8 protein-coding genes are annotated in these 12,350 nt (G+C 63.3%); 7 read left to right on the plus strand and 1 reads right to left on the minus strand.

From position 1 onward, the window contains the following. Positions 1 to 2: 2 nt before the first annotated feature. The 4 genes from WDS16_RS02580 (at position 3) to WDS16_RS02595 (ending at position 4,660) form a co-directional block, all read left to right on the plus strand. A complete protein-coding gene (locus tag WDS16_RS02580; RefSeq protein WP_338890261.1) occupies positions 3 to 1,895 on the plus strand; it encodes a S9 family peptidase in 1,893 nt (630 codons plus the stop codon). Then, on the plus strand, positions 1,892 to 2,944 hold the full coding sequence (locus WDS16_RS02585; protein ID WP_338890263.1) for an alpha/beta fold hydrolase: 1,053 nt from the start codon (positions 1,892 to 1,894) through the stop codon (positions 2,942 to 2,944). The genes WDS16_RS02580 and WDS16_RS02585 overlap by 4 nt, the downstream gene beginning before the upstream one ends. After that, the gene (locus WDS16_RS02590) at positions 2,914 to 3,198 is read left to right on the plus strand and encodes an alpha/beta hydrolase (protein ID WP_338890264.1); all 285 of its coding nucleotides are present in this window, start codon (positions 2,914 to 2,916) and stop codon (positions 3,196 to 3,198) included. Before WDS16_RS02585 ends, WDS16_RS02590 begins: the two co-directional genes overlap by 31 nt. A 184-nt stretch (positions 3,199 to 3,382) precedes the next feature. Then, positions 3,383 to 4,660, plus strand: a complete 1,278-nt coding sequence (locus WDS16_RS02595; RefSeq protein WP_338890266.1) for an NAD(P)/FAD-dependent oxidoreductase — start codon at positions 3,383 to 3,385, stop codon at positions 4,658 to 4,660. 138 nt (positions 4,661 to 4,798) lie between these two features. Here the strand turns inward: WDS16_RS02595 and WDS16_RS02600 are convergent, their stop codons facing one another. Continuing rightward, the gene (locus WDS16_RS02600; protein ID WP_422395747.1) at positions 4,799 to 5,050 is read right to left on the minus strand and encodes a LuxR C-terminal-related transcriptional regulator; all 252 of its coding nucleotides are present in this window, start codon (positions 5,048 to 5,050) and stop codon (positions 4,799 to 4,801) included. 456 nt (positions 5,051 to 5,506) lie between these two features. On the opposite strand from WDS16_RS02600, the gene WDS16_RS02605 reads away from it, so the two are divergent. The 3 genes from WDS16_RS02605 (at position 5,507) to WDS16_RS02615 (ending at position 12,270) form a co-directional block, all read left to right on the plus strand. Next, a complete protein-coding gene (locus WDS16_RS02605; protein WP_338890268.1) occupies positions 5,507 to 6,763 on the plus strand; it encodes a hypothetical protein in 1,257 nt (418 codons plus the stop codon). 40 nt (positions 6,764 to 6,803) lie between these two features. Then, positions 6,804 to 10,679: a hypothetical protein gene (locus WDS16_RS02610; RefSeq protein WP_338890269.1), complete on the plus strand. Its 3,876-nt coding sequence runs from the start codon at positions 6,804 to 6,806 to the stop codon at positions 10,677 to 10,679. A gap of 166 nt (positions 10,680 to 10,845) precedes the next feature. Beyond that, the gene (locus WDS16_RS02615) at positions 10,846 to 12,270 is read left to right on the plus strand and encodes a hypothetical protein (protein ID WP_338890270.1); all 1,425 of its coding nucleotides are present in this window, start codon (positions 10,846 to 10,848) and stop codon (positions 12,268 to 12,270) included. Positions 12,271 to 12,350: the final 80 nt, after the last annotated feature.

Consider the following 12,350-nt stretch of genomic DNA (forward strand, 5'->3'; position numbering starts at 1 on the left):
CAATGACTGCACCCGAACTGATCTCGATCGAAGACTTCTTCGGCCCACCCGTCCGAACCGGCGCCGCGATCTCGCCGGATGGCACCAAGATCGCCTTCCTCGCGCCGTGGAAGAACCGCCTCAACGTATGGACGCAGGACATCGCACCGGACCTCTCCACCGACACCGATGCCCGATGTGTCACCGCCGACGAGACCCGCAGCGTCATGGACTTCCTGTGGACCGACGACCCCCGTTGGATGCTGTATCTGCAGGACTCGGGTGGTGACGAGAACCATCACGTCTATCGCGTCGACCTCGACGACCCCGAATCAACCGCCGTCGATCTGACACCGTTTCCTGGGGCTCGGGCGATCGGGCTCGAGTCCGTAAGCGGCCGCCCGGGCGTCTACACCGTACTGCTGAACGCGAGAAGCGCCGCCGAGTTCGACTTGTACGAGTTGGACGTGACGACGCGTGACCTCTCCATGATCGGACGGAGCCCGGGTAACGGTCAGAACCTGATGCGAGCCGCGGACGGTGAGATGTTGGTCTTTGCACTGACTTCCGAGGGCAACCTCGATATCTCCCGATTGGGGGAGTCGGGTCCCGCGAGATTGATCAAGTCGTTCGCCGGCACCGACTATCCGATGGGAATCAACCCGACCCAGATCACGCCGGATGGAACCGGGCTGTGGATGGGATCGACCCGCGGACGCGACCTGACGTACCTGGTGCGCGTCGACCTGGCCACCGGCGAGGAGTCCCTCGTCGACTCCCACCCGACGCTCGAGCTCGACGCCGCGCGGCGTGCCGTCGCACAGACGTCGTCGCCGTTGATCTGTGACAGTGCAACCGGCGAACTGCTCGGAGTTCGGTATCTAGGTGAACGGCAGGTGATCCACGCGGTGGACCCGCACTTCGCCGAGGTCGTGAAGAACCTCGAACAGCTCTCGGACGGTGACATCGGCGAGCTGACTTCCGACAAGAGCGGTGAGAGGTGGACCGTCAGTTTCGTGCACGACCGCGACCCGTCCGTCACCTACGTCTACGACCACACCACCGGAGCGAGCCGGCAGCTGTTTCGGCCGTTCCCGCACCTGGACCCCGGCGCGATGGCGCCGATGACACCGGTAACGATCTCCGCACGTGACGGACTGGACCTGCCGTCCTATTTGACGCTGCCGCTGGGTGTCGAACCAGAACGGTTGCCGATGGTGCTGTTGGTGCACGGCGGCCCGTGGTACCGAGACTCGTGGACCTTCAGCTCGATCGTCCAGATGCTCGCGAACCGGGGTTACGCGGTGCTGCAGGTGAACTTCCGCGGATCGACAGGCTACGGGAAAGCCCACACCAACGCCGCGGTAGGCGAGTTCGCCGGCAAGATGCACGACGACCTGATCGACGCCGTGGACTGGTCGGTCGCACAGGGATACGCGGACCGCGAACGCGTCGCCATCATGGGCGGTTCCTACGGTGGGTATTCGGCGCTCGTCGGTGCCACCTTCACGCCCGACGTCTTCGCGGCAGCGATCGACGCCGTCGGGATCTCCGACCTTGCGAACTTCATGCGAACACAACCCGCATTCGTTCGAGCCGGCCTTGTCAACAACTGGTATCGCTACGTCGGCGACCCTAGCGTCCCTGAGCAGGAAGCCGACATGCTCGCACGCTCACCGATCTCCAGGCTCGACGCAGTCAGGGCGCCCTTGCTGATTGCACAGGGAGCCAACGACGCACGCGTCACCCGAGCCGAATCCGACAACGTCGTCGACACACTCCGATCGCGGGGCGTTGACGTCGATTACCTCGTCTTCGACGACGAAGGACACGGATTCGTCAACCCCGAGAACAACATCACCTTCTACAAGGAAGTCGAACGCTTCCTCGCCGAACACCTCGGCGGACGCGAATGAACCGCCAAGCCGCAGCGACGACCGTCGCGATAGCCGCGACAGCCCTGATTCTGGCCGGCTGCTCACCACCATCGGCGTCCACGAACCAGCAGACCGGTTCCGTTGCACTGCAACCGGATGTCGCGGCGAACCTGCTCTGGGCTGCCTGCCCCGACGGCGTGGAGAAGCCCGAAGACGGCCCACCCCAACTACTCTGCGCGGCCGTGCCCGTGCCATTGGACTACAACGACCCCGACGGGACCCAGATCGACATCACGATCTCCCGACTCCCCTCACTGAATCCGGAGCAGCGGCGCGGAGTGCTGCTCCTCAACCCTGGCGGCCCGGGAGGGACCGGGCTCGACCAACCCAACTTCCTCGTCGATCGAGGAATCCCGCAGGCCGTCCTCGACAGCTACGACCTGATCGGCATGGATGTCCGCGGAGTCGGACATTCGGCGCCCATCAGCTGCGGCTTCACCGACGATCTGCATTACTACGGCGCAGTCCCGCCGTACGCATACGACGGCTCGGCATTCGACGAGCAGGTCAAAACAGCGCAGGAAGTCGCCGAACGGTGCGCGGCACAAGATCAGGACGGCCGGTTGGGCCAGGTGAGCACAGCCAACATCGCCCGCGACCTCGATCGCATCCGGGCAGCGCTCGGTGAGGACACCGCCAGCTTCCTCGGTTATTCCTACGGCAGCGCACTCGGTGCCGCCTACGCATCGATGTTCCCCGATACCACCGATCGAATCGTGCTCGACAGCAACATCGGCGACACCCACCTCGATCGCGACGGACTGCGCAGATATGCACGTGGAATGGAAGAGACATTTCCGGATTTCGCGCGATGGGCCGCCGAGCACCACGAGGAATACGGACTCGGTGAAACCGAGCAACAGGTTCGCGAAAGCTACTTCACCCTCGCTGAGAGCCTCGACGACACACCGGTCGACGGCGTCGACGGGCGCGCGTTCCGATTGTCAACGTTCGTCACGCTCTACAATCCGGCCTCGTACGACACGGCTGCCCAGGGTTGGAGATCGTTCAAGCAGCAGCGTCGGTAGAGATCGACGACGACGGCCCGACAAACATTCTCATCGCACAGCACCAGCGTGACCCAGTCACCCCGCTGCGCGGAGGTGAATTGCTGAACGACAAATTCGGAGAGCGAGCGCGCCTGCTGACCGTCGACGGCAGCAGACACGGTGTCTACACCCTCGGCGTCAACCCCTGTGCATATCAGGTCATCACCGACTACCTCGTCGACGGGGCCATGCCCGAACACGACACTTCCTGCCCGACGCCGGGAACAGAATGAGCCTGGTCGGCCACTCGCACCCACCGGCGATCTTCCTCTACACACCCGCGCGGTACTCCGTCAGCGTCGGTCCATCCCCGTCCCGAGACCTTGTTGCATTACAAATCACGCATTTTGTCTATATTTCTTACAAATCCTGTGTATTGTCCACCTCGTAGTGATTTGACATGCGGAGGGAGTGGTGATGACGACATCGGATGTCGAATCCAAGATGCAGGCGTTGGTCGAGCCGTGGCGCGAGCGCGACCTGCGTGCTTCGATGCCACGCTCCATTGTGATCGTCGGCGATGGTGCGGCCGGGTACACAGCGGCCAAAGTTCTGCGGGCCGAGGGATTCGCCGGATCCATTTCGATGATCGGTAGCGACCGATCGGCAACCTATCGCCGACCGGCAGTGTCCAAGGAGCTCTTGGCAGGGACCAAGTCGGTGGAGCAAGTACTGCTTGGGGAGCCTGTCGTCGGTGTGGACGTTTACCACGGTGTCACCGCACTGTCGATCTCCGAAGACTCGGTCATCGTCGACGACGGCGATCCGATCTCCTACGACGCCTTGCTTCTCGCGACAGGTTCCCGCGCGCGGCAACTCGACGATCTCGGCTCCGGTTCGGTCTTCACTCTCCGCACGGCCGCGGACGTGGAACCGCTGCGCGAGGACTTCGCGCGCACCGGTTCGCTGCTGGTGATCGGCGGCGGGCTGATCGGGTGTGAAGCCGCCGCGACCGCTCGCACCCTCGGCGCCGAGGTCACTGTTCTGGAAGCCGCGAAAGCGCCACTGAATAGGATTGCCCCTGAATCGATCTCGCGCATGTACGTCGATATGCACGCTGACAACGGAATCACCATTCATACCGATGTTGCCGTTTCCCAAATCGAGAGGCGAGACGACGGCACCGCCCTTGTCACGGCACAGGACGGTCGTGCCTGGTCTGCGGGAACGGTTCTGTTGGCGGTCGGGTCGGTGCCCAATACCGAGCTAGCCGTTGAATTCGGTCTCGCCACCCGTTCCGGGGTCTTGGTGGACGCGAACATGAGGACGTCGGCGCCGAACGTCTATGCAGCCGGTGACGTCGCCGAGGTTCCCAATCGCCTACTCGGCGGCACCTACCGAAGCGAGCACTGGAACGGCGCTGTCGACCAGGCGACGAGGGCTGCACGCTCGATTCTCGGCGCGGAGGTCGGCGATCTCGATGTGCCGTGGGGTTGGTCCAATCAGCATGGGGTCAACCTGCAGTTCGCAGGGTGGACCACTGCGGACGACGACTACGTCCTGGTCCGCGGTTCCATCGAGGATCGGCGGTTCACTGCATGTGCAGTGCGCGGCGACATGCTCGTGGGAGCCATCGGGATCGGATTTCCCAAGGACATCAGACAGGTCCGCGCCATCATCGCCAACGGAAACCCCGTCGACAGGGATCAGCTGACCGCGGACTGGCTGGAACGACAGCTCACCGCTGTTGGGTGAACGTGCCTGCACTCCACGGTGCGACAACTTCGTGGACCGCGCCTCTCGTGGCGTTTCTCGCGGTGATGAACCCGTTGCCCGCGTGCGGGTGGATGGCGGGGTACGACCACCGTTCCTAAATCTTGCAGCCAGCCACGGTCAGAGGTCGTCGAGGGTGACGATGCCGTCCTGCAGGGCCCGGGCCACGAGGGCCGCTTTGGTTGGCGCCGGCCGGCCGACGCGGGTGTATTTGCCGCGGATCCGCGTCAGGTGAGTGTTGACCGTTCCCAGCGCAATATGGAGACGGGCCGCGACGTCGGTCTTGGAGTCACAGTCCAACCACACCTCGAGGACGGTGATTTCACGCTCGGTCAATCCGGGCTTGGCGTAGGTCGGGGCAGGAATACCCACGGGCGCTGCTCCTGTCGGTGTTCCTGGAGTACGCGCTGGCGCGACAGCGGAACGTGGCCGGGGGCCGGCCGGGGGCCGCGGGGTGGGTGCACTGGCGGGCGGCAAGACTCTCGACTGTACGTGGGGTCGATGAGTGGTCAGCACCATCTGTGTCTCCTCGAGATATACACGCGTTCCAGTGCGGCGTTGTCGCAACCGCCGCTCCGGCAGGCGTGTCGACCCAGAACTGCCGTCCGTGACCGTTGTGCACAGCCTGATTCGCGGTTTGTTGAACTTGCGCAATTTGAACACGGCGGCGAAGGCACTGCAACACAAACAATTTCGAGGTAGAGATCGAAAATCGAGTATGTCCAACAGTGACCTTTAGTTTGAACTACAGTATGCCGGAAGACCTGTTCGGTTGGTATAGTTCGGCGTCCAATTCGGTTCGTTCAAGTCCCATAGAGGCGGTTGTCGTTGAACTTCAAGCCGACCCCCCGCGAGCAGTTCCTTCGGGCTGGTTTACGGCTTCTCGGCGAAGTCGATATGACCGATCTCGCGCGATCCCTGTCCATCTCTGCGGTCGTCGACGATGCCGGTCTGTCGCACCAGACCTTCCACAACGCCTACCCCGGTAATTCCCGCGGGGGCGGTTCGGGTGGCAAGGAAGCGTTCGTCGCAGACCTGCTGGACAACCTCACCGTCGACACGGGACTCGATGCAGCCGCCTACCCACAGACCGGATCGCGAGACGCGGCCAGTCCACTGTCTAGTTTGTTCGAAGATTTGACTTCCGGGTTGATGAGGCGTCGCCTCGTCGCAGTATTGCTTGCCGCTGACCACGACGGGGCCCGCAAAGCAGTCACTCCGGAATTCGAACGCCTCGACGCAGACTTTCGGACCGTGGTGGGTCAGATGATCCAGTCCCAGGGAGGGTCGGTGCGGCAACCCCTGTCGCTCACCGCCCTGTCCACGGTTCTCAGCGCTCTTCTCGACGGACTGGCACTTCGTGAAATGCTGACCCCAGGTTCGGTCTCTGCCAGAGATGTCGCTGCCGCGACAGAATCGATCCTGCGGTGGGCGATCGACCCACTGCACTCGGACCGGAACGCCGCTGCACCCGAACCGGTCGAACCGAACGCGGTCCCTGACACTCTCAGTCGCGATCTGGAGGCTGACGTCATCGCAGCGACGCAGTCGTTGTTCGTCGACAACGGGTACTTCCTGGTCACCCTGGCCGACATCGCCGCGGCGGCGCGCATCCGAGTCGATGATCTCCGCCGTCTGTTTCCGAGCAAAGTCGACATCATCGTTGCAGCGTTGAAGCCGGAGTTCGATCGGGTTCTCCGTTTGCGCCGAGCCGATGAACGTCTGGGGGTAGAGTCTGCTATCGCGTTGCAGCGCACACTGATTGCGCTGGGGGAATTCGTGATCGAGAACAGGGCAATGAGCTCGGGAATGCTGTTGGCCCTGAGTTTCGAACAGTTCCAGCAACCGAGCACGGTCACCACTGTCCTGGAGAATTTGTATCTACCGTCTGCGGTCGTCCCGATTCTCGAACGTGGACGCGAAACCGGGGTCTTCGGCGACGAGGCGCCGGTGGCCGAGGTTGCCGCCTTGCTCACCAACAATGTGCTCTTCCGGTGCTTGACGCGGCCGACCGAGACAGCTGTCGATGTCGTCGACGGGGTACTGCGTGTGTTGATGCCCGGTGTCGCGACGCGGGAACAATGACGCTGCAGCGATACCGCAGCCACATCCGCGGTGCGGTTGGATGACCGACCCCGCTGCTGGTTCTGTGCACTGGGATCGATTGAATCGTCTGTCGCAGCATCTACTCGACGATATCGGCGTCCGCGGGCTCGATATCGGCGTCCGCGGGGTCGACGGCAGTGGCACCGAGGACTGGTACGTGCGCCGCGATATCGAAGAAGCCCTGCTGCACCGTACCCTCCGCGACGGATCCGAGCCACAGATCGTCGTCGGTGAAGCCGGGCACGGAAAGTCGACCCTGTTGTGGTCGCTGCACCGAGCACTCCGACAGCACGATCGGTATCCGCTGCTCGTCTCGGCAACATGGCTACAGCGCGCCGATGACGGCACGCGCATCACCTCGACCGAGGACATCATGTCGGCAGTCACTGCTCGAGCCGGCGCAATACTGCTCCTCGACACCGCAGATCTGCTGCTGCACAGTCCGTCTGCGCGCTACGACATAATCGACCTGGTCAAGACGCTCGCAAGGAGGGGAGTTCCGGTAGTTCTGACCACGAGACCATTGGAGGGACAGAGCCTTCCATCGAACCTGGGTTTCAGGGGCACCCTCGGCCCGTATTCCTCGGATTCCGAACTTCCCACTGCGATCGAGGCTTTGATCGCCGAGTTCTCTACCGACGGCTCGGTGGTTCCTGCGCATCCGGTCGCGGCGATCCAGTCCGCGCGTGCCCGCGGCACTCTCGTCGACGACGTGTGCACCAGCCCGTTGTTGCTGCGACTCCTGTTCTCCTTGGCCGCACCGCAGTTCCCGCACCTCGAACTCGACGTCACCGGCCTGTACAACTTGTTCTGGTCGAGTCGGATCGTCACCGATCAACGCTCCGGACCGGACGTTCCCCCTGACGCCGCCGATGATCTGTCCGGGACTGCAGGTTTCCTGGCTATCGCCATGCTGGCTCTGGGAACTCCCGAACCACCCGTCGACGTGCTCGTTCGGCGCGCGGCTCAGGCCGCGGTATCGAATGCGCACCCGCTCGACGAGGCCGAACTGCACAGACACGTTCGGACCTTGGCTCGGCGCGGTGTCCTCATCGTCACCGACGATCGCGTTCGGTTTCTCCATCAAACATTCTTCGAGTTCGCTGCCGCCAAGGGGCTCGCCGCTCGGGGCGCCGACAGCGAACTGCCCCGGTTGATCTCGCGACTGGGCGAGACGCCTGATGATCTGTTTCTCGGCGCTGTGGTCGAACAAACCCTGATCATTCTCTGGGCGGACCTGATCGCACGACCCGCCGTGCACACGTGTTGTCGGGCCCTCATCGACACGGGACACCCGCACCTGATCTCGATCTCCATGACCGTCTGGGCGCATCACCCCGACGTTCTCGAACTCACCGCCGACGTCGTCGTAGCCGTCACCGACGATCAGCTCCGCCGGTTCCTGCGGACCTTGCCTCGTGTCCACAGTCACACTGCGCTGGTCGCCGAGCATCTGGATCAACTGTGGGTTCAGCGGGCCGAGCTGCGCACCGCCATCGCCACCACGGCCGCATACCTTGTGGGACGCGGTTCGGACGCGATCGCTTCCTTGGTCCGCCGCACCGCAATGTACGCCGAACTCGCCGGGACGCAGCAGTCCTACCTTCGTTCGAGTAGTGAACCCCGCGCCCTTCTTCGGAGTCTGGCCCCGGTAGCGCCGGATCTCGTCCGCGACGCAGTCATCGCGGTGATCGACGGACTCACCGACCCTTCGAAGCAAGCCGAGAAGAAGTCGACACGTCGGGGCAAGCACACCGTCGCACGCTATCTGTACATGGTTGCCGATTCATGGGACTCGTTGCGAGACAAAGAGTTCATCGGTCTTCTCGAAGACATGATCGTGGTCGTGCAGAACCGATCCGGAGACAGCGACGCAGAAGTCGTCCGGGATGCTCTCGCAGCCGTCGTCGCTGCTGACGTCTATCGCGGACACCTCACGCCGGATTGGGAACGGGCCTGGCTCGCCTGGGTGGACGAGCTGTGTACGCGGCTCGAACACGAGGGCGGAGATCGCGATCCGATCGTCGGCGCGCGCTTGATCGCAGTCGGCCTTGTTCTTCGTCGCCTTCAAGATTCCCACCGGCGGGCTATCGACGCGACGCTCGCCAGATTGTTCTCATTGTCCGGGGGCGCGGCACCGCGACAACTCGCTCGGGGCTGCCTGTCCGAAATCCTCGTCCGGCATTCCCCAGCCCGAACCTCGCTGATCGCCCTTATGTCGGCGCGACTCGACGGCAACCTGCCCGCAGAGCATCAGAACTTCACTCCAGGCGCCGGGTTGTGGGCGGCCGTCACGCGACAGGTTTTGATGGATCCGGTCATTCCCGTGGACGTCGTTCGCGATGTCCTCTCCGCCTCGATCCGCACCTACGGCCACGATGACCGCTTGTTCACCACCGGCAACTATCTGGTCGCACTCGCTCCGGCCGCGATCGTCTGGGAGGAACCCACCGCAGCCAGTGCAGCCGACGCCCTCTCTCGTATCGATGTCGGTGTGAAACTCGACCGCCAGGCCGCGAACATCTTTCTGGACCACGCCCTCGATCGGGCCCACGAACAACCGGATCGGCTCGTCCCTGCAGCGTTGACAATCGCCCACCGTGTGGGCCGCCCCGGCACGGTCAAAGATCTTCTCCTTCACGCCGGCAACCACACGTGTCTGCGGGCGCATTCCTCTCTGCTGTCGCGCTGGACCGAACACCTGATCACAGGCAAGGACAGCGGCCAGCAAGCAGGCGCCGACATGCTCCGCTTGCTCATGCAACGCGACATCATCAAACCCACCATCGAACAACTCATCTCATGGTTCGATCAGTCGAGCAATCCGGAAGGTCGAGCGAACCTGCTGACCACCATTGGCATCAGCGCACGCCAAGGGGGATCGACCGCATCGGCGATCACATTGTTTTCACGGTTCGTCACGACGAGCATCGCCCCCGGGCCGGCGATCGCGCCCCACCCGGACCGACGATCACAACCGGTGATCGTCGAGGCAGCCAGGAACGCCCTCCTCGAAACCATTGCGCACGAACCGACGTCGTTCACCGACCAGTGGCCGACAGTCCACGTGCTGACATTCGCGCCGCGACTTACCGGGACCTACGAGACCGACGTCGCCGGCGTTCGGCACCTTGCTCGATTCCTACGCATCGAAGCTGAGACCGGGCAGATCGACGACGCGATAGACCACCTCGGTGTTACGTGCGGATCGCTCGCACCGCTCGACAAGAATCTCCGTGTCAAAGCGTCCAACAAACTCAAAGGCGCAGTCACTGCGATACTTCGCCGCGCCGACGACCGGCACTACGAGAAGCTGGCACACCTCGTCCGCATCGCACCGCCGCAGACGTCGGCGCAACTGATCCGCGGATTGCTCGATTCGGCATTGTTCGCCGACCGCGCACGAGAATTCGGACACCAACTCAACGTCATTCCTCGCGTCATCGGCACCGGCACCTTCCACGAGATACTCACCCATCTGGACAGCGCACCGCAGCCGGCACCGACCGGGCCGGGACCTGGAGTGCCTCCCGCAACTACCGGGTTACCTCCCGTCACCGAGAACGACCTACGCCGAATTCGCGCGCGACAAGATCTGGAGGACCGTCGTCGAGACTTCGAACGAGTCACCGATGCCGCCTATCACGCGATCCGGCGGCGTGCCGACAGTAAGAACGATGCCTACCTCGGACAAACGCTGTTCGGAATCTCCCGTTCCGGTTTCTATCGCCTGAAGTCCGGGTCGAGCTGGGAGCCACCCGGACCGGATCTGTGTGCTGCGATCGATGCCCAGGCAGGGGCTATCGGCGAGAAGCCCTTCGATCTCACTGCACGGCAGGAGGCGTACGCCGCTGCGCTTCAGGAAGAAGACGATGCCCGGCATGCCCGGGACTGATGCACCCCCCCGGTAGGTCGGAACGCGTTCGGCGGTGTTCACCGAGTGTTCTGAGTTTCTCGAACAATCGAACATCGGCGGTCCGCGATCGGATGAACGGGTCCCCATCCGTGAGTCCCGTCCACCGCCTACACGGCGGCGGGCACGATCGAAAGGTGGTTCCGGCATGAACACGGCCGATCCACACGCACCCGTACACGCAGCGTTGCAACTCGTTCGGGCCATCGCCCTCGAGGTGCCCGCGTACCGCCGTCTGCTCCGTGAACATGGCATCGAGATCGATTCGATCGCTACGATGACCGACCTGGCTCAACTACCGCCCACGTCGAAGGACACCTATCGGCGGATCAACATCCTGTCGGATCTGCAGTCCGGACGTCCGGAAGATGTCGAAACGATCGCGAGCAGTGCCGGTTCTTCTGGCAAGCCGACGTTCTGGTCGCGCGGTCAGCGCAGTACGGACCACGGCGCAGCGATGTTCGGAGATGTTCTGCGAGAGTGCGCCGATACCGAACACCGATCGACCCTCGCACTCGTGACGTTTCCTCTAGGGCCCTACGTCGGCGGTGCGTTCATGTACGCCATGCTGCTCGAGCTTCGCAGGCGTGGTCATCGCCTGTCGATCGCGACGCCGGGCATGGATCCCGAGGCCATCGCCGACGTGATTTCCGAGGCAGGTGACGGCTACGAACAAATCGTCATCTTCGCCTATCCGCCGATCGCGCGGGACCTCCTCGACACCTACGGCGACCTTCTCCGGCGACACAACGTGGTAGTCATCGTCGGCGGCGAACCAGTCAGCGAAGCATGGCGTTCGCTCGTCCACGGCATGCTCGACGATCCGAAGGGCGACCGCGTTCGGGTGGTGTACGGGGCAACCGACGTCGGATTCGTGGGATACGAAACAGCAGCCACGATCGCCGTCCGTGCGAGCGCCGCGGGTGACAAGGCGCTCAACACAGCGATGTTCGGGAGCGACTATGCTGCAGGGGAACTCGTGCAGCAACCTGCGTTCGTGAAGTACGAGCCGGAGTTCACCTACATCGAAGTCGACTCCGACGGTTACCTCCTTTTCACCGTCGGGGGAGTGCTGCCGCTGGTGCGCTACCGCGTCAACGATCGCGGAGAAACCCTCACCGGCAACGATATCCGTGAGCTACTCACGCACGCCGGATATGCAGCGCTCGCAGATGGAATCGATCCGAACGGGTCGTACCTGCTGGTCCATGGGCGCACGGATGTCGCCGCGATCTACAACGCGGTCAACATCTACCCGGACTACTTCCGGCCGGCTGTCGAACACATCTCACTGGCCACGCGGCTCACCGGGCGGTTCATAGCCCGATGCGAGGTCGACGGGGAGCAACGCCAGACGCTCACCCTCGTCGTGGAACTTCGGCCTCAGCAGCAGCCCGACCCCGAGACCGCCGAACACGTGAAGCAACTCTCCATCGCCAGCCTGCGACAGCTGAGCGCGGAATACCGCGTCGTCCACGACCAGAAAGGTGAAGCGGCAGAACCCGTCGTCCGGCTCGAGGCGTTCCGGTCCGATGGTTTCGTCACCGGTGGAAAGCAGAAGTCGGTCCAGTAACGTGCAGTTCGATGCGCGTACCGCACCCGGCCGAGGATGCGATGCGCGCATCGGGTGTGTGGGCAACCTAGCGGAATCCA

The organism is Rhodococcus sovatensis (assembly GCF_037327425.1).
Classification (GTDB): Bacteria; Actinomycetota; Actinomycetes; order Mycobacteriales; family Mycobacteriaceae; genus Rhodococcoides; species Rhodococcoides sovatense.